The sequence below is a fragment of the Collinsella sp. AM29-10AC genome (assembly GCF_003469085.1).
Lineage (GTDB): Bacteria > Actinomycetota > Coriobacteriia > Coriobacteriales > Coriobacteriaceae > Collinsella.
On record NZ_QSKB01000033.1, the window covers coordinates 1 to 26,562 of the forward strand.

Annotated in this window: 28 protein-coding genes and 3 tRNA genes; 1 reads left to right on the plus strand and 30 read right to left on the minus strand. The window is 61.3% G+C overall.

Going from position 1 to position 26,562, the window contains the following annotated elements; translation table 11 throughout:
• Positions 1-334 precede the first annotated feature (334 nt).
• The 3 genes from DW754_RS09620 to serS all read right to left on the minus strand — a co-directional run bounded on the left by DW754_RS09620 (position 335) and on the right by serS (position 2,321).
• Positions 335-411 (minus strand) — tRNA-Arg (locus DW754_RS09620).
• Between the two features lie 77 nt (positions 412-488).
• Positions 489-866, minus strand: a complete 378-nt coding sequence (locus DW754_RS09625) for a hypothetical protein (protein ID WP_117759601.1) — start codon at positions 864-866, stop codon at positions 489-491.
• Between the two features lie 171 nt (positions 867-1,037).
• On the minus strand, positions 1,038-2,321 hold the full coding sequence (gene serS, locus DW754_RS09630) for a serine--tRNA ligase (RefSeq protein ID WP_117637377.1): 1,284 nt from the start codon (positions 2,319-2,321) through the stop codon (positions 1,038-1,040).
• A gap of 111 nt (positions 2,322-2,432) precedes the next feature.
• Here serS and DW754_RS11095 point away from each other — a divergent pair, with 111 nt between their 5' ends.
• The gene (locus DW754_RS11095) at positions 2,433-2,606 is read left to right on the plus strand and encodes a DUF6724 family protein (RefSeq protein ID WP_006235069.1); all 174 of its coding nucleotides are present in this window, start codon (positions 2,433-2,435) and stop codon (positions 2,604-2,606) included.
• A gap of 156 nt (positions 2,607-2,762) precedes the next feature.
• Here the strand turns inward: DW754_RS11095 and proC are convergent, their stop codons facing one another.
• The 27 genes from proC to DW754_RS11195 form a co-directional block, all read right to left on the minus strand.
• Complete coding sequence (proC, locus tag DW754_RS09635) at positions 2,763-3,533, minus strand: pyrroline-5-carboxylate reductase (protein WP_117759599.1); 771 nt, start codon at positions 3,531-3,533, stop codon at positions 2,763-2,765.
• Between the two features lie 73 nt (positions 3,534-3,606).
• Positions 3,607-4,077 carry a 23S rRNA (pseudouridine(1915)-N(3))-methyltransferase RlmH gene (gene rlmH / locus DW754_RS09640; RefSeq protein WP_035136824.1) on the minus strand — a complete coding sequence of 157 codons (471 nt, stop codon included), beginning with the start codon at positions 4,075-4,077 and terminating at the stop codon, positions 3,607-3,609.
• A 6-nt stretch (positions 4,078-4,083) separates the two neighbouring features.
• A complete protein-coding gene (locus DW754_RS09645) occupies positions 4,084-5,022 on the minus strand; it encodes an SPFH domain-containing protein (RefSeq protein WP_055250521.1) in 939 nt (312 codons plus the stop codon).
• A 288-nt stretch (positions 5,023-5,310) separates the two neighbouring features.
• Positions 5,311-5,397, minus strand: a tRNA-Leu gene (locus DW754_RS09650).
• Between the two features lie 43 nt (positions 5,398-5,440).
• Positions 5,441-6,358: a TatD family hydrolase gene (locus DW754_RS09655; RefSeq protein ID WP_118072028.1), complete on the minus strand. Its 918-nt coding sequence runs from the start codon at positions 6,356-6,358 to the stop codon at positions 5,441-5,443.
• The gene (rsmA, locus tag DW754_RS09660; protein WP_117759595.1) at positions 6,348-7,208 is read right to left on the minus strand and encodes a 16S rRNA (adenine(1518)-N(6)/adenine(1519)-N(6))-dimethyltransferase RsmA; all 861 of its coding nucleotides are present in this window, start codon (positions 7,206-7,208) and stop codon (positions 6,348-6,350) included. Before rsmA ends, DW754_RS09655 begins: the two co-directional genes overlap by 11 nt.
• 110 nt (positions 7,209-7,318) lie before the next feature.
• Entirely contained in the window at positions 7,319-8,920 is a 1,602-nt protein-coding gene (gene metG, locus DW754_RS09665) for a methionine--tRNA ligase (RefSeq protein ID WP_117563697.1), read from the minus strand.
• Positions 8,921-8,989: 69 nt separating this feature from the next.
• Complete coding sequence (gene rsmI, locus DW754_RS09670) at positions 8,990-9,868, minus strand: 16S rRNA (cytidine(1402)-2'-O)-methyltransferase (protein ID WP_117759593.1); 879 nt, start codon at positions 9,866-9,868, stop codon at positions 8,990-8,992.
• Between the two features lie 6 nt (positions 9,869-9,874).
• On the minus strand, positions 9,875-10,936 hold the full coding sequence (locus tag DW754_RS09675; protein ID WP_055309641.1) for a glycoside hydrolase family 5 protein: 1,062 nt from the start codon (positions 10,934-10,936) through the stop codon (positions 9,875-9,877).
• Between the two features lie 482 nt (positions 10,937-11,418).
• Positions 11,419-11,491, minus strand: a tRNA-Phe gene (locus DW754_RS09680).
• 123 nt (positions 11,492-11,614) lie between these two features.
• Positions 11,615-11,899 (minus strand): ribbon-helix-helix domain-containing protein, encoded by a 285-nt coding sequence (locus DW754_RS09685; RefSeq protein WP_035137167.1) that lies wholly within the window; start codon positions 11,897-11,899, stop codon positions 11,615-11,617.
• Positions 11,899-12,165 (minus strand): hypothetical protein, encoded by a 267-nt coding sequence (locus DW754_RS09690; RefSeq protein ID WP_117736226.1) that lies wholly within the window; start codon positions 12,163-12,165, stop codon positions 11,899-11,901. The genes DW754_RS09685 and DW754_RS09690 overlap by 1 nt, the downstream gene beginning before the upstream one ends.
• A 58-nt stretch (positions 12,166-12,223) precedes the next feature.
• On the minus strand, positions 12,224-12,583 hold the full coding sequence (locus DW754_RS09695; RefSeq protein ID WP_233508931.1) for a DUF192 domain-containing protein: 360 nt from the start codon (positions 12,581-12,583) through the stop codon (positions 12,224-12,226).
• Entirely contained in the window at positions 12,580-13,056 is a 477-nt protein-coding gene (locus DW754_RS09700) for a TadE/TadG family type IV pilus assembly protein (RefSeq protein WP_117759589.1), read from the minus strand. Before DW754_RS09700 ends, DW754_RS09695 begins: the two co-directional genes overlap by 4 nt.
• The gene (locus DW754_RS09705; protein ID WP_117759587.1) at positions 13,056-15,116 is read right to left on the minus strand and encodes a hypothetical protein; all 2,061 of its coding nucleotides are present in this window, start codon (positions 15,114-15,116) and stop codon (positions 13,056-13,058) included. Before DW754_RS09705 ends, DW754_RS09700 begins: the two co-directional genes overlap by 1 nt.
• A gap of 64 nt (positions 15,117-15,180) precedes the next feature.
• Positions 15,181-15,678 carry a TadE/TadG family type IV pilus assembly protein gene (locus tag DW754_RS09710; RefSeq protein WP_233505636.1) on the minus strand — a complete coding sequence of 166 codons (498 nt, stop codon included), beginning with the start codon at positions 15,676-15,678 and terminating at the stop codon, positions 15,181-15,183.
• Complete coding sequence (locus DW754_RS11000) at positions 15,653-15,871, minus strand: hypothetical protein (protein ID WP_147336392.1); 219 nt, start codon at positions 15,869-15,871, stop codon at positions 15,653-15,655. Before DW754_RS11000 ends, DW754_RS09710 begins: the two co-directional genes overlap by 26 nt.
• Position 15,872: 1 nt before the next feature.
• Complete coding sequence (locus tag DW754_RS09715; RefSeq protein WP_147336391.1) at positions 15,873-16,436, minus strand: hypothetical protein; 564 nt, start codon at positions 16,434-16,436, stop codon at positions 15,873-15,875.
• Positions 16,400-16,633 (minus strand): hypothetical protein, encoded by a 234-nt coding sequence (locus DW754_RS09720; protein WP_117583818.1) that lies wholly within the window; start codon positions 16,631-16,633, stop codon positions 16,400-16,402. The genes DW754_RS09715 and DW754_RS09720 overlap by 37 nt, the downstream gene beginning before the upstream one ends.
• Positions 16,634-16,643: 10 nt before the next feature.
• Positions 16,644-17,285: a type II secretion system F family protein gene (locus tag DW754_RS09725; RefSeq protein ID WP_117759583.1), complete on the minus strand. Its 642-nt coding sequence runs from the start codon at positions 17,283-17,285 to the stop codon at positions 16,644-16,646.
• A complete protein-coding gene (locus tag DW754_RS09730) occupies positions 17,282-18,208 on the minus strand; it encodes a type II secretion system F family protein (protein WP_117759581.1) in 927 nt (308 codons plus the stop codon). Before DW754_RS09730 ends, DW754_RS09725 begins: the two co-directional genes overlap by 4 nt.
• Positions 18,181-19,509, minus strand: coding sequence for a CpaF family protein (locus DW754_RS09735; protein WP_006235095.1), 1,329 nt, complete (start codon positions 19,507-19,509; stop codon positions 18,181-18,183). The genes DW754_RS09730 and DW754_RS09735 overlap by 28 nt, the downstream gene beginning before the upstream one ends.
• On the minus strand, positions 19,506-21,155 hold the full coding sequence (locus DW754_RS09740) for a P-loop NTPase (RefSeq protein WP_117759579.1): 1,650 nt from the start codon (positions 21,153-21,155) through the stop codon (positions 19,506-19,508). Before DW754_RS09740 ends, DW754_RS09735 begins: the two co-directional genes overlap by 4 nt.
• Complete coding sequence (gene cpaB, locus DW754_RS09745; protein WP_233503148.1) at positions 21,155-21,814, minus strand: Flp pilus assembly protein CpaB; 660 nt, start codon at positions 21,812-21,814, stop codon at positions 21,155-21,157. The genes DW754_RS09740 and cpaB overlap by 1 nt, the downstream gene beginning before the upstream one ends.
• A 252-nt stretch (positions 21,815-22,066) precedes the next feature.
• Complete coding sequence (rsgA, locus tag DW754_RS09750; protein WP_199411487.1) at positions 22,067-23,020, minus strand: ribosome small subunit-dependent GTPase A; 954 nt, start codon at positions 23,018-23,020, stop codon at positions 22,067-22,069.
• A gap of 480 nt (positions 23,021-23,500) precedes the next feature.
• Positions 23,501-26,182 (minus strand): cation-translocating P-type ATPase, encoded by a 2,682-nt coding sequence (locus tag DW754_RS09755; protein ID WP_117759577.1) that lies wholly within the window; start codon positions 26,180-26,182, stop codon positions 23,501-23,503.
• A 140-nt stretch (positions 26,183-26,322) separates the two neighbouring features.
• A partial coding sequence (locus tag DW754_RS11195; RefSeq protein ID WP_233508932.1) for a hypothetical protein occupies positions 26,323-26,562 on the minus strand: 240 nt, incomplete at its 5' end.

A 26,562-nucleotide genomic window follows, 5' to 3' on the forward strand; every position in this document is an offset into this window, starting at 1 on the left:
CTGCGGAAACGCGGGGTCCGTTCAGGCTGTTGCGCTGAGATTGAAAATCAACCATTAAGTTGTTCGTGCCTCGACCGAGGTTCGAATCCATGCGGTGTTGCCATAAAAGAAAAGCCCCCGTTGCCGGAGGCTTTCAATTTCAATTGGTGCGGCGTATAGGATTCCGCGCATCCGCTTCGCGGATCCGCACCGGCTTCGCCCGCCTGCCGGCGGACTCGCCCGCGGGCTAAAAACGCTCCGCGTTTTCTTGACGCCCGCGCCTCGACCGAGGTTCGAATCTCCGCAATGCTCCCATATAAGAAAAGCCCCCGTTGCCGGGAGCTTTAAAGTCAATTGGTGCGGCGTATAGGATTCGAACCTATGACGTTCTGATTCGTAGTCAGACCCTCTATCCAGCTGAGGTAACGCCGCAGCGCAAGACATATAAAACCACTTTAGCTTATTGGAGTCAAGCACAATTTCAAACTTTTTTGTGGAACGCAGTCTTGTCATGCTGCTCCGCATATACCGCCATTCCCCGTACGATCGATTGGCTTTTCGATCACGTCAAACTTAGCATCAAGTTCCCTCAGGAGCGATCTCACCCGCTGGGCACAATCATAATCGGCAAACGAGATGCTCAACATGCGAGCAACCTGATTAGATGTCTGGACCCCATAGAAATGCTCTAGGGCCACAAGCCCCTCGTGCGCCACAAACGCCTCAACCACATGAGGCGACTCCTCGTAGCACCATTGCGTCAACGGCCCCTCGCTCGTCTGTCGAACCACCAGGCCACCCATGCCAGACGGCTCACACGTCACAAGCAGGTACTCCCCGCCCTCGTCGCTCTCAAACAAAACCACCCGATCATCAAACAGCTCCATCGCGTCCCCTTTCTCTCGCTCTTATTTAGCAAAAGCATAGCAGGTAGATGGCTGTATACAGAACAGTTGTTCGTGTGTTTTCTATTGAGCTGTCCGCACAGCATGGTATGGCCGCACACAAAAAGGGCACCCCAAAAAGGAGTGCCCTAGCAAATCGCTTATGCAGCCAATCTACGCGACCGGCTCGATCTTCTCGAGGCCGCCCATGTAGGGACGCAGAACCTCGGGGATCGTGATGGTGCCGTCAGCGTTCTGGTAGTTCTCCAGAATGGCTGCCATGGTACGGCCAGCCGGCAGACCGGAACCGTTGAGGGTGTGCAGATAGCGCGAACCCTTGAAGTTCTCGGGGTCGCGATACTTGATGTTGGCGCGACGGGCCTGGAAGTCACCGCAGTTGGAGCAGGAGCTGATCTCCTTGTAGGCGTTGTAGCTCGGCAGCCAGACCTCGACGTCGTAGGTCTGACGGGCGGAGAAGCCCAGGTCGCCGGTGCACAGGCTAATCACGCGATACGGAAGACCCAGCTGCTGCAGCAGGAACTCGGCCTCGGCGGTCATGCTCTCGAGCTCCTCGTCGGACTCCTCCGGCTTGGCAAACTTGACCATCTCGACCTTGTCGAACTCGTGCTGGCGAATGATGCCGCGGGTATCGCGACCAGCGGAGCCGGCCTCCTCGCGGAAGCAGGGGGTGAAGGCGGTGTAGCGGCGCGGCAGGGTATCGGCGTCGAGGACCTCACCGGCGTGCAGGTTGGTGAGCACGACCTCGGCGGTGGGGATCAGGAAGTTGTCGCCCGAGACGTGATAGGCGTCGTCCTCAAACTTGGGCAGCTGGCCCGTGCCGAACATGGTCTGACGCTTGACGACGATGGGCGGCCACCACTCCTTAAAGCCACGACTGGTGTGCGTATCGAGGAAGAAGTTGATGAGGGCGCGCTCCAGACGGGCGCCGGCGCCACCGAGAACGGTGAAACGGCTGCCGGAGAGCTTGTTGCCGCGCTCGAAGTCGAGGATGTCGAGGTCGGTACCCAGATCCCAGTGCGGCTTAAAGTCGAAGTCGAACTCGCGCGGGGTGCCCCAACGACGGCGCTCGATGTTCTCGTCCTCGTCCTTGCCGTACGGCGTGGCCTCGCAAGGAATGTTGGGCAGGTGAGCCATGAAGTCGTACTGCTCCTGCTCGAGAGCAGTACGGCGCTCGGCCAGACCGTCAATCTTCTCGTTGACGGCGCGCACGGCCTCCTTGGCGGCCTCGGCCTCGTCCTTCTTGCCCTCCTTCATCAGGGCGCCGATCTTCTTGGACTCGGCGTTGCGCGTGGCTTGAAGTTCCTCGACCTCGGTGATGACGGCACGACGCTCGTCGTCGAGCTCAAAGAACTTCTCGCGATCCCAAGACGTCTGGCGGTTAGCCATGGCGACATCGATGGCATCGGGGTTCTCGCGAACAAACTTGATATCAAGCATTAGATCCTCCGGCGATATACATTCCATTTAGGTTGCAACCTTGTACATGTATGGGCAAGTATATACTTATGAGCGTTTACGACCCAACTCAACTACGCAAGAAGGCACCCAATGGACGCAGTTTTTTCCTTTTTGTTTGGCACCCGCACCGGTTTTGCCATCCTTTTCGCCGGCGGCATCCTGCTGTTTGCGATTCTTGCCTTTGTAATGGAGAAGCGCACCCATAAGATGTATGTCGACCGCGGCCCCAAGTCCGAGGACGAAGAAGACAGCTTCTGGGACTAACCTGCCAAAAAGGGACAGGTTTATTTTGGTCGGTTTTCTCTGGGCAAACGCAAGCGCCCCGCAACTGGAATTGAACCAGTTGCGGGGCGCTTTTCGCTAAAAGGACAAAACCGCAGGAAAAACCTGCCAACATAAACCTGTCCCTTTTTGGTCGGTTTACTGGAGGGTTGCGTCGATTGCCTTGACTAGGGCGCTGCGCATGCCGGCGTCCTCGAGCGCAACGACGCCCTTGATGGTGGCACCGCCGGGCGAGCACACGGCATCCTTCATCGCTGCAGGATGCTGACCGGTTGCGAGCTGCAGCTTTGCCGTACCCAGCACCATCTGGCTCACAATGCGATAGGCATCGGCACGCGGGATACCGTGCTTGACCGCCGCATCGCCCAGGGCCTCGATCGCCATGGCGACGAATGCCGGAGCGCAACCGCCCACGGTGCCGCCCACAAACAGCAGGCTCGTATCGAGCTCGACGACAGCGCCAAGCTTACCGAGCAGGTCGAGCACAACAGCACGCTGCTCGCCGTTGAGCGTAGAGGACTTCTCGCAGGCGATGACACCCTCGCCCACCGAAACCGGCGTGTTGGGCACCGTCGAGATATGCGCGACGCCCGGCAGGACCTGCTCCCACTTGGCACTGTCCCAAGTCCAGGCAACCGACAGAACGACCTTTTTGGCAAGAGCATCCTTGAGCGGGGCAAATACCTTCTCGATCATGTACGGCTTGACCGCAGCGACCACGATATCGGATGCGGCGACAACCTCGGCGGCATCGTGGCAAGCGGCCATCCCACGCACCTCACAGCGCTCAACCAGCGCGTCGTAGCGACCCGCACAGGCGCACATATCGCTCGCAGCTACACCGGCAGCGATCCAGCCATCTGCCATAGCGCTCGCCATATTGCCAAAACCGACAAATCCAATCTTCATATCACATAGTCCTTTCAGACACATTCCTCAAAACGAAAGGTATTGTCCCACGCCATTGTTTCGTATTGCCGACCTATTTGTGATACGGCTCGCCACGACTGATCTTGCAGGCACGGTAAATCTGCTCTAGCAGCACCACACGCGCCAGGTTATGCGGCAAGGTAATGCGTCCAAAGCTGAGCATCTCGTCGGCGCGGGCGCGCACCTCATCACTCACGCCGTCCGAACCGCCGATTACAAAGGCAATGTCGCTGCTGCCTCGCAGCATAAGATCGTCGAGCCTCGCCGAGAGCTCCTCGCTCGAGCGCTCCTTGCCCTCGATAGCCAGCAGGATCACATGCGCTCGAGATGGCAAGGCGGCAAGAATCGCCGCCCCCTCCTTGTCGCGCGCGGCATCCACGCCGCCCGCCTTAGCCGGGTCGATATCGGCCACCTCGCGGATATCCACCTTGGCATAGGCACCTAGGCGCTTGGTGTACTCAGCGCACGCGTCCTTCCAAAAGCGCTCCTTGAGCTTACCGACGCAAACGACGGTGTATTTCACGCGCGCCTACTCCTTCGAATCGTTTTGAACTTTGCCGGCGGCCAGCATCTGCTCGAACATCGAGGCCGACTGCGAAAAGTCGCTCGGCAGCACGACCGTCGAGGTTTTACCCGTGCGAGCGAACTCCGTCATCATCTCGGACCACTGCGTAAACATGAACAGTTGGTTGGCCTCGTCATTGCCGACACCCGTCTCCTGGATGATCTCGAGCGAATCTTTGATACCCAGCGCGATGGCCTTGCGCTGGTTGGCGATGCCCTCGCCCGCCTTTTCCATAGCCTCGGCCTCGGCGGTCGCCTCGGTGACGCGCTTGATGCGGTCGGCCTCGGCGAGCTCCTGCGCGGCAGCGCGCTTGCGCTGGGCAGCGTTGATGTCGTTCATGGAGTTCTCAACCTCGGTCGGCAGTGCGATTTTGGTGATGAGCGTCGACACGAGGGTGAAGCCGTAGGCGGCCATCTGCTCGGAAACAGTAGCGTTGACATCTTTGGCGATGTCATCCTTCTTGGCAAAGACCTCATCGAGCGTGTAGACGGGGATGGAGGAGCGCAGGGCGTCGGTGATGAAGTCGCGCATCTGGTCGACGGGCTCCTGCAGCATGTAGTAGCTCTTGTAGATGCCCGAATCCGCCGGGCCAGCACCCATGTCATAGCTCACGTGGTACTGAGCAGAGACCTCAAGGCCAATGGTCACATTGTCCTGGGTCTTAACGTCGATGCCAAAACCATTTTTCATGGTGCGCAGACTCACCGTGGCGGCCTTGCGGTCAATCACGGGCACCTTCACGTGGAAGCCCGCGTTGACGATACGATTGAACTTACCCAAGCGCTCGATGATTACGGCGTGCTGCTGCTCAACGACGTAGCAGGCGTTGGGGAGCAGCAACAACAGGATGATGATGGGAATCAAAAGGCTGGTAAGGGCGGCGATGATACCGGAAAATAGCATGGTCTCTCCTCTGATAGGCACACGTTGGCATTAGGATACCCGTCCAAGGAGATCGTGCATAACAAAAAAGCTCCCATTGCTGGGAGCTCTTTCAATCAATGGTGCGGGCGAAAGGACGTCCGCGTATCCGCTTCGTGGATCCGCACCGGCTTCGACCGCCTGCCGGCGGACTCGTCAACTCGCTAAAAACGCTCCGCGTTTTCTTTACGCTCGCTCCTTCGCAGGTTCAAGTCCCCGCGATGGGCCCATAACAAAAAAGCCCCCATTGCTGGGAGCTCTTTCATTTAATGGTGCGGGCGAAAGGACTTGAACCTTCATGGGGTTGCCCCCATACGGACCTGAACCGTACGCGTCTGCCAATTCCGCCACGCCCGCGTGCAGGAATTAGAATAACGGAGCGCCACCGCGAACGCAAGAACTATTTTTGAAAAAGTTTGCAGGCATTTTCCCAAGCGGCATGCGCGATTGTTTCGGCGTCCTCACCAGTGCGATCGACACGGTCGTTAACCAGCGCGTTTGCCGTAATGGAGATCATTGCGGGCTCGCATTCAAGACCGCGGATGGGCTCCGGAGCCATATACGGGCAATCCGTCTCGAACAAAATTCGATCGAGTGGGGTTGCCGCAAATGCCTCGCGCACGTCGTCGTTGCGCTTAAAGGTGGCCGCACCACCATAGGCGATATAGCAGCCCAGCTCCACAAAGCGCTCCATCGTGGCGCGGTCCTCGCCAAAACAGTGCAGCACACAACCGGCCTGGGGCACGCCCACCTCACGAAGCACGTTGTAGGCGTCCACGTGCGAGGTACGCTCCTGGTCCATGTCTTCGTGACGCAGATGCAGCTCCACCGGCACGTTACGGCACACGGCAAGCTCGAGCTGGCGTGCCATGCAGTCAATCTGCACGCTGTGGGGCGCCGGCGCGATGTCGTCGTCGTAATCCATGTGGTAGTCCAGACCGATCTCGCCAATACCGGCGCACAAAGGGTCATCAAGCGCAGCAACAACCTGCGCGTGAATGTCGTCGGTATAGTCCGGCGCGCCATACGGATGCACGCCGGCAAGATACTTGATCTGCGGGATATCCTGCATCGGCAGAATTTCGCGCACGAGCCAGTCGCTATAGTCCGTCACGCTGCGCTTGTCGGCGATGGGGTCGAAGACCGTCACCAACAGGTCGATGCCTGCCGCCTTGGCACGCACGAGTGCCTCGGGCACATCCTTGCCCCAGAACGAAAGCAGATGCGCATGCGTGTCGGCAAGCGGTGCCAAGGGTACGGGACAAGCAACCGTCTTCTTTTTCTTGGTAAACGTCACGCGTTCGGCATTAAGCGTCATGGGAAAGCTCCCGAGCCAGGCACACAAAGTCGGCGACGCCGAGCGTCTCGGCGCGCGTGGTGGATGCGATACCGCAAGCCTCAAAGGCGGCATCGAGCACGTCCTTGGCAAAGCCGTTGGCGCTCATGGAATTGCGGATGGTCTTGCGACGCTGAGCAAATGCAGCGTCAATCACGCGGGCCACAAATTCGCGATCGAGTCCTTCGGGCACCACACCGTCAACACGGTCGATGCGCACGACGGCCGAGTCCACGTGTGGCGCCGGCATAAAGCAACGCGGCGGCACCTCAAAGCGACCCGTTACCTGCGCATACAGGCCAAGCTTTGCCGTATAGCCGCCATAGGTCTTGTTGCCCGGCACTGCGGCAATGCGATCGGCAACCTCCTTTTGCACCATGACGACGGCGCGCTTGAGCGCCGGCATCGTCTGGAAAAATTGCAAAATGATCGTCGCCGCCACGTTATAGGGCAAGTTCGCGACAAATACCGTCGGCTCACCGCCCGCAGCCTGCTCAATCTGCCCCGGCGTCACCTTGAGCGCGTCGCCCATGATAAAGCGGAAGTTGGCATAGTCGGCGGCGTGGGCGTCGAGCACCGGTTCGAGCTCAGGATCGGCCTCAATGGACGTAACGCACGCCGCTTCCTGCAGCAACGCAAGTGTCAAAGTACCGCAACCCGGACCCACCTCGAGTACGCGCTCGTCACCTGCAAGCTCGGCAAGCTCGCAGATACGCTCGATCACATGATTGTCGATTAGAAAGTTCTGGCCCAGGCGATGCTTGGTCGCAAGGCCAAACTCCTCCAGCAGCTCCCTGGTGGCCGTGGGGTTTGCCAAAGGCGAAGTTGTCATAGTTGCCTCCTTAGCATGATGGCGGCGTCTTGAAACGAAAGGGCATGGACCGTTGCGGCCATGCCCTTACATCTAAACAGCAAATTGCCGATATGGCGCTCGCGAAGTCTCTACGCCAGACGCGGGAACAGCGGATCGCCCTTCTCGACGGGCTGACCACCAGCAAGCAGGCCCCAAGCGCAAATGCCCTTGAGGTCGTCGCTCGCGGCCTCGCCCTCACAGGACAGGCGGCGCAGAGCCTCGACAGAAGTCTGGGGCATGAGCGGCATCAGCAGGTGGGCGGCGATGCGGATGGCCTCGAGCAGGTTGTAAATCACAAATGCCAGCTCGTCAGCCTTGGCCTCGTCCTTGGCAAGCGCCCAGGGCTCGGAGTCCTCGATGTAGTGGTTGGCGGCATGGATGAGCTCCATGACCTCATCCTTGGCTCCGCCGTAATCGAGCATGTCCATCTTGGCCATGTAGCGCTCGACCAAACCGTCGGCAATCTTTGCCAGCGGGTTATCGAACGCGTCGGCAGACGCCGGTTTAGCCGGGGCGCAGCCGTCAAAGTACTTTGCGCTCATGTTGAGCGAGCGCGAAATGAGGTTGCCCCAGCTGTTGGCCAGATCGGCGTTGTAGACCTGCTCCATGCGATCGAAGCTGATGGCGCCGTCGGTACCGGGAACGACGTCGGTCATGAAGTAGTAGCGATAGCCCTCGACGCCCAGCATGTCGATAACGTCCTGCGGAGCGATGGCGTTACCGCGGCTCTTGGACATCTTCTCGGCCTTGCCTGTCTCGGCATTGCGCACGGTCAGGAAGCCGTGGGCAAAGACGTGCTCGGGCAGGGCCTCGCCGATGGCCATGAGCATGGCGGGCCAAATGACGCAGTGGAAGCGGATGATGTCCTTACCCACGATGTGGAACTGCGCGGGCCAGCGATAGGCCAGCTCGGCACGCGCCTCGTCGGTGTCGACACCGTAGCCGACGGCCGTCATATAGTTGAGCAGCGCATCGAACCACACGTAGGTCACGTGACCCTCGTCAAACGGGACCTGAATGCCCCAGTCAAAGCTCGTGCGGCTCACGGAAAGGTCGTTAAGGCCGCCCTCGACAAAGCTACGTACCTCGTTCATGCGGAACGCAGGCTCGACAAAGTCGGGGTGCTCGTCATAGAGCTTGAGAAGCTTGTCCTGGAAGGCGGAAAGCTTAAAGAAGTAGGACTCCTCCTGCACGCGCTCAAGCGGACGGTGGCAGTCGGGGCATAGATGCTGGCCGACGCTGCCGTACTCCTCGTCGCCCTTCTGGACCTGCGTATCGGTAAAGTAGGTCTCGTCGGGCACGCAATACCAACCGTCGTAGCTGCCCTTATACAGGTAACCGGACTCCTTCATGCGCTCCCACAGATACTGCACGGCATGATGCTGGCGCGGCTCGGTGGTGCGGATGAAGTCGTCGTTGGAGATCTCGAGCTTGCTCCAAAGCTCCTTGAAGTGCGGGGCCTGGCTATCGGTCCACTCCTGCGGCGTCATGCCATGCTTGGCTGCGGCCTCGGCGACCTTCTCGCCGTGCTCGTCCATGCCGGTCAGGAACTTGACGTTATAGCCGGCGGAACGGCGATAGCGAGCCTGAACGTCGGCGATGATGGTGGAATAAGCCGTGCCCAGGTGCGGATCGGCGTTGACGTAGTAGATGGGCGTCGTGATAAAGAACGAAGGCTTGCTTTGATCCATGGGGTTTGTCCTCCAGAAAAACGTTGCATACAGAGGATGATTCTAGCGCAAGGGCTGGATATCCTCCATCTATTGCATATCGAGCACCATGGCATAGACATCGCGCTTGCGGCGCGAATACTTCTGAGACAGGCGCTTGGCCACCGCAGACGCGGGCTCCCCCTCCTCGAGCGCGGCGCGGATATCCTCGCGCAGGGCCTCGTCGGGATCCGCTGCCGCAGCGCCGACCGGCACGATACCGACCTCCTCATCCTCGCTCGGCGGCGCGATGACCAGCGCGATCTCGCCCTTTACCTCGCCGCGAGCACGCAGCTCCTCGGCAAGCTGGGCAGCGGGCCCGCGCAAGACCTCCTCGTGCAGCTTGGTGAGTTCGCGGCAGACGGCAGCCTCACGCTGGGGAAAGACCTCCGTCACGGCCTCGAGCGTCGCCACGATGCGATGTGGAGACTCGTAGAAGATGAGTGCGCCGGGCACCACGGCAAGGCGCTGCAAACGGCGCACGCGGTCGCCGTGCTTTCGGCCCAAAAAGCCCTCGAAGAAAAAATGCTCGCAGGGAATACCGGACGAAACGAGCGCCGTGACGCAAGCAGAAGGCCCGGGAATAACTTCGACGGGCACATCGGCCTCACGCGCCGCCTCGACCAGCGCCTGGCCGGGATCGGACACGCTCGGCATGCCGGCGTCCGAGGCAAAGGCGAGGGTCTCCCCCGCCAGCAGACGGTCGACCAGGCCGGCAGCGCGGCTAGCGATCACATTCTCGTCGCAACGGACAAGCGGCTTGGAAATGCCCAGGTGCATCAGCAGCTTTGACGTCACACGCGTGTCTTCGCAGCAGATGACATCGGCAGCGGCAAAGGCCTCGCCAACGCGCGGGGACAGGTCACCCAGGTTGCCGATGGGCGTGCCGACCACATAGAGTTTGCCCGTATGGGCGCTGTTTTGCGTCATATCAACCTATTCAATCATGCCGCGCTCGAGCGTACCGAGCGCCGCGCGGGCGTCCCATGCTGCAATGCGCTTCTCGGTCTTCCACGTTTGGAAGAACCAACCGGCAGCCGGCGCAAACGAAGCCAGCTGGTTGGCGATAAACACGCGCTCGTAGGCGTTGCGGCCCTCGGGCGTAACCGACGAGTTGGCAAAGATCGCCGCGCCCGACCATTCGCCCACCAGCACGGGGAACCCAGTCGAAATCGCTTCTTTAAGCTCGCGCTTGTTACGCGAAATCGCCGTCGTCAGCCCGCGGGGGCTCGTGATGTCGAGCGCATACTCGTCGCGGTAATGGTACAGGTGAAGGTCCATGTAGACGTTCTTGTACTTGGCGCCGCGCATAAAATGCTTCCACTCGCTGGGATGCCCCGACGACGAGAAGACGACGATCTTATCCTCGGGCATATACGAACGGACGAGCTCGTAGGCATCGCGATAGAAATTGCGCAGGTAATGAGCGGGAATGCCATCCGTCATGGTGAAGAGGCTCTTGCGAACGCTCATCTGCGGCGTGTCCAGCAGCTCAATGCCCAGCAGGCTCTCGGCCTCGCCATAGCGATCGGCCAAGCGCTCGAGCACGTCGAGTGCGACATGGCGGCCGTTAGTGGACGAATGCCACTCGGCAACAGCCTCCGGCGTGGTGGGCGAATCGTTGGAATCGCCCTGGCCACCGGGCACGGTTGCCAGATCGAGCAGCACGCGGATGTCGTACTTGGCAGCCCACTCAATCGCGCGGTCGATGTAATCGACAACCGATATGTAGGAGGCATCGGACTCCTGTGAGCCAAAGGCATACCAAGGCACCGGCAGACGCACGGCATTGAGACCGATCTGCGCCATGCGACGAAAATCGTCCTCGCTCACAAACGTCTCGTAATGGCGGCGCATGCGCTCGTTATAGGCGGCGGTACCCATGGCCTCCTGTAGCTCGGCCGCGTTGGATGCACCGGTCGCCGCATACAGCGACGGGGTCACCCAAGGCTCGGGAATAAACCAGCCAGAGAGATTAACGCCGAGTATCCTCTCCATCACTGCCCCCTTCGGATCATGCAGGTCGAACCCGCATCGTATTGCATAGGATAAGTATCGTTTTGAGTATACCCGCGTGTGCGGACAGGCGACCGAACGGTCTGTAAAGTGACGCGAAAGTGGGAGGAATGTCTGGGGCGGGCGGGCTCGGAATGGTGCGACGAGGTGTGTACGCGCGCCGGAGGCAGGCACCGGAAAGTGTGTCCCGTTCTATCGCTCAATAATGGGGCGCATTTTCCGCAGAACCCTACATAAAAGAAAAGGACCCCTTTGCAGAGGTCCTAGTCAATTCAAGGTGGCGGGGAAGGGAATCGCGTCCGCGCGCTGCGCGGACGGACCGCTGCGGCGCTTACGCGCCTTGCGAGCTGCGCTGGCAAACGCTTACGCGTTTACTCAGCTCCGCGCCCTCACGGGGTTCGATTCCATGTGGGGGCTGCATAAAAGAAAAGGACCCCTTTGCAGAGGTCCTAGTCAATTCAAGGTGGCGGGGAAGGGAATCGAACCCCTGACACGAGGATTTTCAGTCCTCTGCTCTACCAACTGAGCTACCCAGCCATTTGAGGTGTGCCTTGTTTCAAGGCTTGATTAGTATAACCAAGGACGCGTTCCGGTCAACCGAGAATTTTAAAAAAGTTTTTGAGCACAGCCTCGGTTCTATAAATCGGCACGTCAGAGACATCAGCCGGCAGCAAGAAGTTTTTCGCTCAGAGCCGCACGGGCAAACTCACTTGGCGTCATCCCCTCGGCAGCCGCCCGTCGACGAATGGCCTCCTTCATTCCCAGAGGAATCTTGACTGACAGCGTTGCCGTCCCCTCACCTGAGAGTGGGGGCCGTCCATGCACGATCCCACCAACGGTGTGTTCGCCATCCGGAAACTCTCCGCGCTCGTACGACTCGCACCACGCGTCAATCATTTCATCCGTTACAACCTGACCATTAGCGGCCGTATACGTCTTGCCCATCATCGACCCCTTTGCCGAGCCTGTTCAATCTCCTGCCAAAATTTCTTCTGGACTGGAGACAAGGCATGAATGATAAGCCACCCACGGACAAGCTCGACCGCGACAAGCTCCACGCTTCGTCCGTCTGGGAGCCATCCAATCGCAAGCCATCTCGGCGGCTCGTCCTTCGACTCGCGACGAATGCACTCAGTAACCGCAAGCCAAGCGCTAAGCACCTGCTTTTCCGTCAGGTGCTTTTTAGCGTTGGGATGGATCTCAACATCCATGCATCTTCTCCTCCATCTTACCCAATTTCGTATGACGAAAGTCCGCTGTCGCCAATTCTTAAGCCGGCACGCGTTGGAGAGCAGGGATCGAAACAATGATTGAAGGACGCTCTAGTACGGCCCAGGCGCCGGGGCAGGAGCACGTGCGCCAAGGACGAACGCTTTCGTAGCGCGCGAGGATATTGCCGTCGCGATCGATGAAGGCGATGTCGATGGGATAGGCCATAAAACACGTATGGACCGAAGAGCAGCGTGGAAACGCCATGACGAGCGGCAGACCGTTGGCGGCAACCGGACACCGTCCCAGCATGCCGCGCAGGCGCACGGCAAACGACTCCGCCACCACAAACTCGGCCGGCGTCCAACCCAGCCTGTTGAGCGCCCGCGCGTACGCGATGTAGGACGAGACCGCGGTCACATGACCACCCCCGGACGCCATGGATCGACCGTCACCGCGCGCTCGTGCGACAACGTTGTCGGCGCCCCCAGCGTAACGCCAGCGATGCTGAGAGAAGTCGGCCACGGCTCATAGTGCATGGTGCAGGTGTAGGTCCTAAACGTACCGGATAGGGAGAGCAGGCCACCATCCGATGCCTCCGCGCCTTGCTCGCTCGACACTTCGATCTGCAAGCCATAGCCTTCCATGGCATTCAGAATTTGAGTCTGAACCGTCGCCGAGGCATCGGCAGAGCTTTCGTCGCCCTCCCCCTCCGACGCCACGGCGTGCGCCAACACGATGTCGGGCACCACGCGGTCGAAGCGCGCGACAGCGCTGGCAAAGATCATGACGTTGTACACGATGAGTGCCAGCACCAGCAAAACGGGCGTAACCACTGCCATCTCCACCGTCGCTTGGGCGCGCTCCTCGCGCAGACGCATGCGGATACTCATTACGACCCACCGCCCAGAGCGCCAACCAGCGTGGCGACATCGACGGTGAGCGGGATGGAGCCGCCGCCGGGCAGAGGAATCTCCGCAAGCGTGAACACCGTGCCGCTAATGGTGCGTTCGACTTGATATTCCAACGCCTCGCAAAGCGCCTTGGGATCGGTCACGCCCAACGGAATACTTCGCAGCTTGTCTTGCGCTTGAGAGAAACCAGCAATGTCAGACCCCGGACTCTTAATGACGTTGGCGGAATCGGTCAGCACCGGCTTTCGCAGGCGCAAGTCGCACGGCTCCAGACCCAACGCCGCCACGGACGCCGAAACGGTATCGCCGAGCCACGATGCGATGGAGCCCAACGCGCCGCTGCCCCCTCCTAGGCCTTTAATCATCTCGTCCATAAGTTCGTCGGCCGAACCTTGGATGTCTCCGTATCCCACAAGCAGCCGTCCCCAGACATCCATGACGCCATCGAGTACGCCGGCAACGCCACCCGAGCGTTCCTTCAATGTCGAGAAAAATCGCGAAAGCACGTTGTTTTGCGCCGTCGCCCCATCGGGCGCCAGCACCGCGGCAGAGATGGCACCGCGATCGCCAAGCCTGACTGCCGTGTTAAACGAAGAGTTGAGCTCATCGGGGCTCGAGATGGCACCCGAAACCGCAAAGGCAACCACGCCGTTGCGACCGGGCGGAGCGATACGCGGACGCTCACCGGAAAGTTCTTTGATGGCGGTATCGAACGCATTGCCCGCACGGTCGGCTTCGTCCTCGGTCTGACGCTCGAGCTCGAGCTCCTTGTTGCGACAGTCGACGTAGTCCTCCAGGGCGTCTTTAAACTTGTCAAAGTGATACTCGAAGCCGTTTTCGATAGAGGTTGAAGGCGCCGCAACAGCACCAAGCGACAAAACGCCAAAATGGCATTTGCTGCATTTATCCTGTCCATCGTAATCGGCAACCGAAGCAAATCCGCTCGGCGTCCCTTTCTTATAGTTGGGGCAGGTCGTCCCGTAATGCAGATACGCCTTGTCATCGTTTACGCTAGTCGGCCACACCGCATCGGTATAGAGTTCCGTCGCCCGAACCTCATCAGAGTTGCGCGGCAGCAGCGGAATATAGGAGGAAACCCTGTCTCCGTTCTCGGTTATATATGCCCGATCGACCTCCGCGTTCGCATAGGTATAAAACGCCTTACGCGCCGCAGACTCTGCCTTCATCTCGACACTCGAGCCGCGGGGCTTCTCATTTGTCAGACGCCAATGGTAGTAGTCCTTCGCGCGATCAAGGGCAACTTGGGGCTCCCACGTAACGCTCGATGAGTAATGCGGATTTTGAACACCGGAGAGATCCGTTAGGCTTTTCGCACGCTCCCACATGCAAGAACAGCTGCCGACCGAGCCCTTGTCAGACCCACCACAATCCGCCAGCCAAGCGCGCTCCTTTGCCTTCGCCGTCTCCTCCGAGGCCTTCCGCAGCTCCTCGGCCGCACGCTCTAAATCATCTGATGTGTCTTTAATGGTATCGGTCGAGATCTCTGACCCTTTGAGCGCAGCAAAGTCCGACTCGGATGTCCTGGGCACGGCAAGCGCCGTACCGGTATAGGTCACACTATCGGTATCCTGCGCCGACACCGCCTGCGTGGCACGCGCGGCGATCAGATACGGCAGAGCCGTCTCGATTTTCTGTAAGCCTTCCGATGCGCTTTTGGCAAACTTGTTGCGCGTTTTAATGATCTCGATCCCGGTGTCGACCATATTGCCGGCAACCGGCTCGGCACCCGGGATGAGGATGGCGACCAGGCCCGTCCCGATCGTGGCAAACCCCGCCAGCCCCAGACTCAAGATACTCGCATCAACCACCGTGGCAGCCGTGTGATAGGACGACACTACGTTGGCACCCGCCAGCGCGCCGCTATCGGCCGCCACCTGGGTGTCCCCGGCACGCGACATGCTCCATATCGCCGCGGTCGACGAAAACAACAATGTGAGCACCACTAGGATGACCACGGCAGAAGAAAGCGTGGTATAGGCGCCGTCTTCGATAAACAGATCGACACCGGCTCGACCCATAAAGCCGCCTCGCTTGCGATGGCAGCTCGGACGGTGCGTCAAAACGCGTCTAGACCAGAAACGCTTAATCCCATGCAGCAATCCACGAATCATAATCTCCCTCCAGCCATTCGGGACGCGATTGATACGAGACATCGACCTTGAGCTCAACGTAGCCGCCCTCGGCGGTACCACCCATAGCCTGCGCAAACGCACCGATCACAGGCAACGGCTTGACCTCGCCGGAAACGGACACGGACGAGGCGCCACCCGCACCGACCCGGCCAAGCTCGATATCCCACGACAACGGCCCGCCGGCATGAAAGATCGAAACGTTGGGCACTGCGGCAAGTCGGCGGCGGGTGAACTCCTTAAGATCGTCGTCCTCCGCCGTCGTCGTGGTCATGAGCCGCGCGGTCTCGGCGGCGGCAGACTCCATGACCGCGCGCGTATAGAGCAGACACGCCGGTTGCAGTGCGAGAAGGATGAGCGTCAGAAACGTCGGCAGCAAAAAAGCGGCCTCGACCGTAGACTGCGCCCGGTCCTCGCGCGCGATATCAATACAGCGCGATGTCCTCAGCACCCGCAGCAGCGTCGACAACCGATGTCGAGGTGACGCCGTGAGACGCCGCCCGCTCGACCAGCGCCGCCAAGCGCCCATCGGTGCCAGCACGCCAAAGCCCCGCAATCGCCAGCACGATCGATAACAGCGCCACCGTGACGATGGCGTATTCGACCGTCGCCTGGGCAGATTCCTCACGCAGGACATCATGCATTTCACGATCCCTCCTTTGAGTCCGTTGCCTGCGGGCTCAGGCGCACGGCGCGCAGACGACACGAAGCATCGCCAGTATCCGCGGCAACCGTCACCATATCGACCCAGCCGCGTCCGTCGCGCACGATAGCGCCCCACACGTTGCCCTTGATATCGAGATAGCCGCTCAGAGCAAGTTGTGCCGTGGGTACCTCGCGATAGGCACGCAGCATATCCGCTGCCGCTTCGGTCATCGGTCGGTCCTCGGACCATGCAAGCCGGACCGCAATCGCGTTGCCCTCAGGCGAATCCGTCGCAGTGCCAGACCGCTTGTCGAGCGCCCGCAGAAAGGTTTGCGCCGTGACAGCGACATCCGAATCGTCCGCATCTCGCATCTCATCTTTTTGAGACGCCACCGCCGAATCTGAGCCCAAATCGGAGGCGGTCCCAGGACGCTGCTGCCGCGCGGCGTTAAGCCCCCAAAGCACCACCGCTATCGCCACGGTCAGGCAAGCAAACACCAGCAGCACCCCGATGGGGCGCTCGCCCTCTACAGGCTGTTGATGCCCTCGCTGATCGCATCCCATAGCTCTTTAACCTTGCCTTTAAATGCAACGATGGCAATAATCGCGATCACCACAAGTACGCCCACTAAAATGGCGTACTCGGTGGTACCCTGCGCGCTCTCCTCCTGCAACAGCTCCTTGGCATGCTGGCGAGTGTGAATCGCCCGGCAAAAAGCCCAGCTCCAAGCCTTGTCAGCAACTTCGACCATCGTGTTCATGTATTCCTCCCTACATCATCCCGCCTGCTCCCAGCAGCGGGCCCAATATGGACAGAAGCAACGCCGGCAAGATGAGCGTGCCGGTGGGAATCAACAGCTTGACGGGCGCACGCTCGATCTCGCGCTCGACCGCGGCGCGATGAGCCGCACGGATCTCGCGACTTTGAGCGGCCAGCGTCTCGGCAAGTGGGGCACCCAGGGCGAGCGCCTGCCCCACCGTGATGGCAAAGGTCTCGAGCGCTCGCACGTCCAGATCGCGCGCGGCGGCCAACAACTCGTCCTCACGCGTGCCCACGCCCACCTGCCACGCCATGCAGGCGCGCTCAAGGCGAAGAGCCAGCACTGACCGGCGGTTGGCGCAGAAAATCTCAAGCGCCGCATCAAACGAAAGACCGGCCGAAAGACCCAAGCGCACAACATCGATCATCTCGGACACTTCGCCGAGCGACACTCGCGCCGGGCCGCCCGCTCCAACCGCGCCCTTCACTCGCGCGGTCAGAGCATCGACCACCGAGCGACCAGCGGCAGCGACCAGCACCGCCTCGCGCTTGCAGGCCCCTGCGATCTTGCGTGCATCCGCCCGATCAAAACCCGTCGCGACAAATACACTCAGGGCGCACAGGCAAGCCGCAACTGCAACCGAGGCGCTCATAGCTCCACCCGCATAATGCGCCGGATAACCACCAGGGCAACGGCGTTGAGGGCAAGACCCAGCACCACAGCGCCCGCGCCGGCAGGCGTCGCAAGACCGCGACGAAAATCTGCCGAAAGCAGCGCCAACACCGCGCACATGCCCGCCGGCATCGCCGCGACCATATGCGCAGACATGCGAGCCTGCGACGTCTTAACATCCAGGCGGCGCTTGAGCTCAATGCGCTCCCCCACCATGCTCGACGCCTCGGACAGTAAGTCGGCAAGCGGAGCGCCGGTGCGCTGAGACACCTTAAGCGCCAAGGTCACAAGCGAAAGACCGGGGGCGTCGATACGCACGAGCAAGTCATCGAGCGCGTCGGTCGCCGAGATGCCGCAATCGATCGCCGCCGCCACCCGCAAAAACTCGTTATGCACTGGCTCTTGCGCATGAGCGCCCACAAAGCGCATGCCCTGGGCCAGCGAATGTCCCGAGGCAAGCGACATGGAAAGTGCGGTAAACGCCTCGGGCATTGCCTCTTCTGCATCGTGTTGCTCGCGCCGGCTCTCAAAGCCATCCCGAGCGGCACCAACGGCAAACGGAGCAACAAGTCCCAAGGCAAATCCGAGGGGCGATAACGACACCATCGTTAGTAAAACGCAGCAGACACCGCTCGATAGCAGCAGAAACGCCAAACATCCCGAAGCATCCTCGATCACGAGGCCAAGGCGATGCGCCAGAGCCAGCGATGCCCACGAACGGGCGATCTTTTTCAGCAGATCGTTTTTCACCAGCTCACGCGGCAGCTTCTCTGCCACCGTCTCGAGCGCCTGACGTGCCAGCTCCGCCGGCGGTACCTGCGGCACACGAGGTTCCGCCCCGCACGCCGTCGCGACAGAAAGCCCTGCCAAGCCCCCTACGACGAGGGGCACAGCGATCTCCATTCGTCCACCTCCTCTTGTGTGAGCGTCCCCGACCGCAGGCCTTCTGCGATAAACGGCGGCTCGCGGTCAAGCGTCCAGGTGCGCTCGGCGGCATCGAACGTCACATAGCGCTCGAGCTCTACGCCGCCCGATGCGGCGCGTCGCACCCCCGAATACGAGGAGACGAAGCGCCTGCCATCGGCGTGGCGCTCGGACATCACGATACCGTCGAGCGCCATGGCAATCTGCTCCTCGATGAGCTCACTCGGCAGGTCGATGCCATAACGTGCAAGCAACGTCAGACGCACCACGGTCTCCTGTTCTGAACCCGCATGAAGTGTGGTGAGCGACCCGTCGTGGCCCGTGTTCATGGCCTGCAACATGTCGCAGCACTCGGCACCGCGCACCTCGCCCACCACGATGCGGTCGGGGCGCATGCGCAGGGCATTAGTTACCAGGTCGCGGATCGTCACCGCGCCTTCACCCTCAATTGAAGCCTCGCGCGCCTCTAGGCGCACCACGTGCGGATGATGCGCAAACTTGAGCTCGGCAGAGTCCTCGATCGTCACGATGCGCTCGCCGGTGGAAATCTCACATGACAACGCGTTGAGCAGGGTGGTCTTACCAGATCCCGTGCCTCCCGCAACCGCCAGGTCCTGTCGCAGCGACACCGCGCACGACAGCAGCTGCGCATACCAAAGCGGCAGCGACCCCAGCCCCACAAGCTCGTCCAGCGAGCAGATACGGTCCGAGAACTTTCGGATGGTGAGAATCGGTCCGTCAATCGCCACAGGCGGAATCACCGCGTTGACGCGATAGCCCGTTTTGAGGCGGGCGTTGACGATGGGGCTGCGCTCGTCGATACGGCGGCCAAGTGGCGAGATGATGCGGTCGATAAGCACACGGATCTGTTCATCATCCTCAAACGCATGCTCGATGGGGTACAAGACGCCGCCGCGTTCAAAGAAAGCCGAGCGGCAGCCGTTGATCATGATCTCGGTAACGGTGTCGTCCTCGATGAGCGGCTGCAACGGCCCCAAGCCCACCACGTCATCCAAAATCTCGTCGATGATGGTTTCGCGCTCGGGCGTCGCGAGATCGGTCGGCTCCTCAACATTGAGCGCCGCCTCCACCGCAGGACGCAATTCCGAGCGGGCAAGTGCCGGGTCGATATAGGCGCTGATACGCGCCACTTCGTCGTAACCCATGCGGTCCATCACGGCGCGCTTGGTGCGTCGTTTCACCGCGCGGCGACGCCCCGCATCTACAGGCGCTGCCGCCGCTGCAGCGCCGGCAGCCTTAATCCTCGTTTGCAGGCTCATCGCTGATCACCCTCGCGCAACCAGGGAAGGCGGATACGCGGGCGTTCGGTACGCGTTGCACGGTCGGCGACCATATCGCCCCAAGGGCCGACGGCGCACCCCAGTTCCACGAGCATCTCGCGCGTGGCCTCGCGCATGCTAGTCGCAAAAGCACTGGTCTGCCCCACCGCCTCGTCAGCGCGTCCAAACGCCATGAGCGCGGCGAGATCCTGCCCGCCATCGGCGATACGAATCTTGGAGCTCAACGCACAGGCAATCTCAAAGCGCATGGCGACGTCCTCGTCTGCCCCGCGCGCACCGAACCGGTTGAACACGGCGCTCATGCGCGTGCGCGGCACACCTACTCGACTTGCCAGTTCGATGACGCGCGACGCCGATGTCGCGGACGACACCGCCGCATCGCCAACGACCAGGCAACGGTCGCTCGCCGCCACCGCAGCCGCCACGGCGTCGCCCCAAAAGACCGAGGTATCGATAAAGACCACGTCGGATTCGCGACGCAGAACATCAAGCAGTAGCTCCACCGGACGCGCCATGAGCTCAGCTTGCTCGGGCGCCGCGACGGGACCCCAGAGCGTAACGCCCGGCGCCACGCGCATCGATGTGGCTACGATATCCGGCTCGGTGAGCGTGCCCGCCGCCGACGGCTCGATAAGTGCCGCCATATCGCGCGGAGCATCGACGCCTAACAAGTCGTAAAGGTTTCCAAACATCAGGTCCAGGTCGAGCACGGCGGCACGCAAGCCCAACAGCGACGATGTGTGTGCCATGGTGGCAACGATCGTCGACTTGCCGCAACCGCCCGAACCCGAAATAGCGCAGATGACCGGAGCTCGATGCGGCGGAGCGGCAGCGTCTGCCGGCGGCATCGGAGGCGGCGGGGCGGGCGTCGGTGGCAGCGCCCCCGTCTCCCCCGCCGCAACCACACGCTGCGTCCAAGCCGGCATGGCAGCTTGTTCGGTCTGCGAGGCAGGCTCGTTCTGCGCAATCTGCTCATGCTGCATTAGCGACAACTCGCCGCACCCGGCAAAGCCCTCAACTTCGTCGAGTTCATCCACCAGATTCACGCCGTGCACGTATCCCATATCTACAGCCGGGGAGTCGCCAGCATGCTGCGCCGGCCCTCCAGCGTCATCGCATACAAGGGGGTTCCGGGGGCGCCGACCATGCTCGGCTTCCGCTTTTCCATAATCATCAACACGCGGGCCTCTTGTAGCGCGAGGCGCCCCGGGTTCCCTATCAACAAAAGCATCGGGCTCAATCGTCATGCGCCGATCGGAATCAACCGCTCCCTCGCCCGCGCGCCCGTTGCCGCATATACTGTGTGCAGCGATGACCTCGGTCGCCCCCGCGCGAAACAGCCCCTCGATATCCGACGGATCGAGCGCTTCTATCAACACGACCACGCGACTCACGCGGCCTTCGGCCGTCAGGCGCGCAACAGTCTTGCGCACATCTTCGGTATCAAACAGAGACGCCGCGATGATGGCAGCCCCGCGGCGCGACGGAAACGCCCGCGCCATGGAAACCAGCCCGTCCAGGTCACCCACGCGAAGCACCTGTGCACCCGCATCACGGCCCTCGACTTCCCGCTGCAACAGCCCGTAATCGCCGCACGCGCAGCACGCAAGCCAGATCGCCTTCATCACTCGTCGCCTCCGCTCTTTTTGCCGCGCGCCGTGGCGGGAATCGTCAAGCTGACCGTTCCCTTGCCCGAGGCTCCCAGCAGTTCCTTGACGTCTTCGGGGTCAGCCGCCAGCGTCACCCATTCGATCTTGCCCTCGCGCGTGGCACCGGAATCCTCACTGGTATCGATCACGTGCGCGCCGCACAGCCGATCGGTCACGCCGTCCTTTTGCACGTACACGTCCACGTAGCTGCCCACGCCCGTGGCACCGCCGACCGAGTGCTCGGCATCGACCGCCACCGAAACGGCAACCTTGCCCTTAGGCACCTCGAGCTTGCGGCTCTCGGCCTTGGTGTAGACATTGCAGATCACGGCGTTTTTGGGAATACGCGAAGTCGTCACGTCGCCGCGCACCTGGCGCAGCTCGGTCGCCGCGTCACGCGGCAGCAGACTCGTCAGCCATTCCTGGGTTATGACATTGGTCTCATCGAGGGTCTCACCCACATCGATATCGCGCGCCGCGACGCATACCTCGACGCGATCGCCACCGTACTTGGCCAAGGTCTCAGCCTGGACCTGTTCGGCTTGCGAGCGGATCGACGAGCCGTAAACCATGCAGAGCAGAGCAGCGAGCACGCCCGCGACCAGACTGATGGCGATGCGCTTGCTCTTGTTCACGGCCGCTCCTCTCATGGCAGTGCCGGGCGAATGCCCGTACCACCATTGTCTGGGCGGCCAGAGTGCAAAGCGGCGCAATCGCAATCTTGGTTTTCGATGTCAAACCAATCGCTGACCAAAAGCTGACCAGCCCGTCAAGCTCGTGGCAAGGTTTTGGTCAGCACGTCAGCAAACTGCATGTTTCGAGGCTTTTCCGCAGCAAAAAAGCCGTCTCCCGAACAGTTGGGAGACGGCTGTCATAGGAAAAATCAATTACAGATGGACATCGGGATCGAGCATTTGAGCGCTCACGCGCATGGATGACGCCAGATTTTGGAAAGTTTCCAGACGCAGGCTGTCGATCTGCCCGGCGTCCTCGGCCTCGCGAACGGCGCAACCCGGTTCGTGGGTATGCGTGCAGTCGCCAAACCGGCACGCACGCGATGCCTCGACAATCTCGGGGAAGGCGCGTGCCAGACCCCGCTCGTGACCCACGAGCGGCAAACTGCGCAGACCCGGGGCATCGGCGATCACGCCGGCGTCGCCCGGCAGCGCCACCATCACGCGCGCGACGGTAGTGTGACGGCCCTGGTCGTCGCGTTCGCGCACACCGCCGGTCGCCAACGTATCGTGGCCCAGCAGTGCATTGAGCAGCGTCGACTTGCCGGCACCCGACTCGCCCAGAATCATGGCGCAGCTCCCGGCAGGCACGCAGGCACGGACCTCGTCCAGACCGCGGCCCTCGGCAGAAGACGTCAAGATCACGCACACGTCCGGACCCACCAGACGGCGCACGCGGTCCAGATCGCGCTCGAGCTCCCCGGCATCGCAGCGGTCAGCCTTGGTGAGCACCACCACCGGCTCGGCATCGCAGTCGAGCGCCAACACCAGCGAGCGCGCCACACGGTCGAGCAGCACCTCGCCGGCACCGAGCGCCTGCACGATTAGCACGCTATCCACGTTGGAGCAGAGCACCTGGCGCTCTCCGCGGGCACGGCCGCGCCAACGCTCAAAGCTCGTACGGCGCGGCAGTACGCATTCAATCACGCCCATATCGTGCCCGGGAGCGCGGCGCACCGCCACACGATCGCCCACGGCAGGCAGCAGGACCTCGTCCCCACCGCGCGACTTGGCAAATCCCACGGCATGCTCGGCGCGGAAGGTATCGTCGGCAGTCGCCACCAGCGGAAACCCACGATCCAAGCGCACCACGGCGCCAAGCTGCATCTGCTCGGGCTCCTCGGCATGTGCGCAGAAATCATCAAAGGCAGCCTGCTGAGCTTCATCGACCGGCAGGTCATCGAACGCCGGAACGTCCTGCAGCGCGTCGAGTCCCGGCACGCTCGCCAGCAGCTCCTCGGCAGACGCGGGAGCCTCGGTCGCGAGCTTCCGACGACGATCGCGCTTAGCCCGCGCCCCCGTCGTCTTTTTCTTCGCTTTAGCCTTAGCCTTGCCCACAAGCGCCTCCCAGCACCATAAATCAAAACTGAGCAGGTATTTTCCCACAAAAAAGAGTCGGCCGAGCAAATGCTCGACCGACTCACACACTTTCCCTCAGCCTTTATCATCCACACGGGAGAAAAGTCAGCAACGTCACCGCAGGGCCCGCCCGCCGAGAGGGGTTTCCAAAGGGCACATCCCGCAGCCGCAACGCGGCGAGGACGTACCCGTGGAAACCCCGCAGGCGGGCGGGCCCGGACAGGTACGTTACTCTTTCTCCACCGCGCGCATGATCGCCTTGTAGATCTCCATCAGCGGGATGATCAGGAAGGCCAGGCCCAGGGCAGCAACAACGCCCTTGAGCTCAAGCGTCACGGGGCCAAAGAACATCTCGGCAAGCGTCGGCTGCACGGTTACGATCACCGTCAGCACCAGCGCCAGCGCGGCGGAAGCCCACAGCCACTTGTTTTGCTTCTTCATGGTGAACAGCGACGCACGACGGCTGCGCATATTGAAGCAGTGGAAAATTTCGACCATGTTGAGCGTGATGAACGCCATCATCACGCCTTCCTCGTCGGCATTGCCGGCGATCATATCGGCGATGTGGATGTAGCCCATGTCAAAGTACACGCCCACAAAGAAGCTCGCCAGCACCAGCGCGGTGATGATTAGGCCCTGGACCACGCAGTCCAGACCCATATGTCCGGCAAAGACACCGTCCTTGGCGTTGCGTGGCTTACGCTTCATGATGTCGCCCTCGGCATCCTCCATGCCCAGCGCGAGCGCGGGGAAGCAGTCAGTGACCAGGTTCACCCACAGCAGCTGCACCGGCTGGAAGATGGTAAAGCCGATGAGCGTGGCGATAAACACCGAGAACACCTCGGCAAGGTTGGCCGAAAGCAGGAACTGGATGACCTTGCGGATGTTGTCGTAGATGCGACGACCCTCTTCGCAGGCGCCGATGATGGTAGCGAAGTTGTCATCGGCAAGTACCATGTCGGCGACGTTCTTGGTGACATCGGTACCGGTGATGCCCATGCCCACGCCGATGTCGGCGCGCTTGATGGACGGAGCGTCGTTGACGCCGTCGCCCGTCATGGCCACGATCTGGTCGCGCGACTTCCAAGCCTCGACGATGCGGGTCTTGTGCTCGGGCTGGACGCGGGCGTACACGCCGTAATCCTCGATGTGCGCGTCGAGCTCCTCGTCGCTCATGCGATCGAGGTCGGCACCGGTGATGGCCTGGCTGCGATCGGCGACGATGCCCAGCTGCTTGGCGATGGCCACGGCGGTGTCGATGTGGTCGCCCGTGATCATGACGGTGCGGATACCGGCGTCGTGCGCCTCGCGGATGGCGTCGGCGACCTCGGGGCGGACCGGGTCAATCATGCCGGACAGGCCGCAGAAGACCAGGTCGTGCTCGAGCGCGGCGGGGCTGCAGTCGGCCGGGACCTCGGTGTAGGTGCGGCTTGCCAGCGCCAGCACGCGCAGGGCCTCGTCGGCCATGGCCTTGTTGGCGGCCACGAGCTCGGCACGACGCCCCTCGGTCAGGGGGACAACCTTATCGCCCTCGTAGATATGGGTACACAGGCCGATCACCACGTCGGGCGCGCCCTTGGTGTACTGCTCGTACTCGCCGTCAAGGGTCTCGACGACCACGGACATCATCTTGCGGCCGGAGTCGAACGGGGCCTCGCCCACACGCGGGTGCTCGGCGGTCAGGCCAGTAAGACCAGCCTTGCCGGCATCGTTGACGAGCGCGCACTCGGTCGGCTCGCCCACGGCCTCGCCCAGCTCCTCGTCCCACTGAGCATCGGAGCACAGCGCCATACCTGCCAGGAACTTCTCCTTAGGCGCAGCGAGCTCGTGCTTGACGACGGTCATCTTGTTCTGGGTGAGGGTACCGGTCTTGTCGGAGCAGATGGTCTGTGTGCAGCCAAGGGTCTCGACGGCGGAAAGCTTACGGATAATCGCTTGGCGCTTGGCCATCTTGGTCACGCCGAGCGAAAGCACGATAGTCACGACGGCAACCAGGCCCTCGGGGATGGCGGCGACGGCAAGCGAGACAGCGACCATAAAGGTGTCGAGCAGCGCGGTCGGATCGGTGAGAACGTTGCCCACGCCGTGGCGGATGATGTCGACGCCAAAAATGACGACGCAAATGACGATAACCATGATGGTGAGGATGCGGCTGAGCTCGGCAAGCTTCACCTGCAGCGGCGTGAGCTCTTCCTTGGCCTCGGCCAGGGCGCCGGCGATCTTACCCATCTCGGTGTTCATGCCGGTGCCGACCACGACGGCGCGGCCGCGGCCGTATACCACGGTGGAACCCATGTAGCACATGTTCTTGCGGTCGCCGAGCGGCACGTCGTCGGTACCGGCGGCGAGCTCGATCACGTTGGCATGCTTCTCGACGGGCACGGACTCGCCGGTAAGGGCGGCCTCCTCGATCTTCATCGTGGCGCTCTCGAGCACGCGGCAGTCGGCCGGGACGGAGTCGCCCGCCTCGAGCATGATCACGTCACCGGGCACGAGCTCGGCGCTCGGCAGGTGCACGAGCTTGCCGTCGCGTAGCACCTTGGACTGCGCCGCACTCATCTCCTGCAGGGCCTCGAGGGCCTCCTCGCTCTTGGCTTCCTGGACCACGCCCAGCACCGAGTTGACGATAACGACGAACATGATGATGGCAACATCGGCAAAGTCGGGCTCGCCCTTGACCATGCCCGTGAGCGCACTGATGACGGCGGCAACGATCAGCATGATGACCATAGGGTCAGCCATCTGTTCAAAGAAACGCTTCCACAGCGGCGTCTTCTCAGCTTCCTCGAGCTTGTTAGGGCCTGTCTTGGCGAGGCGCGAAGACGCCTCGTCGTTGCTCAGGCCGAGGTTCTCATCGACACCTTGGTCGCTGAGCACCTCCGCCGCGGCGGACAGGTATTCCTTTTGCATATAGAGTCCCCTCCTGGGATTCGGGCCACTCAGCAGATTGATGCCCGATCATAATTCCCAGGAGAAGGGCAAGGGCTCATCAAGGCTGCCGTGCTGAGCGGCAGTTGATAGTGGGGCTATGGTACCCCAAAGCGACGCGTCTAGCCAAAACAATCGGTTTGGAAATATGGTCCGCACGCAACGGTGCAGACCGTGTGATGCTCAACATTGGTAAAACGTTTTTTCTTCGGCACATCGCCAAACTGACATATCGCCCAGATAGCAGCGGTTGGAGTGGTTGGTAAAGATTTTTCATATACCGTTTTTCCCGCAAAAAATGAACTTCCAGGTTGATTTTCAATCTCAGCGCAACAGCCTGAACGGACCCCGCGTTTCCGCAG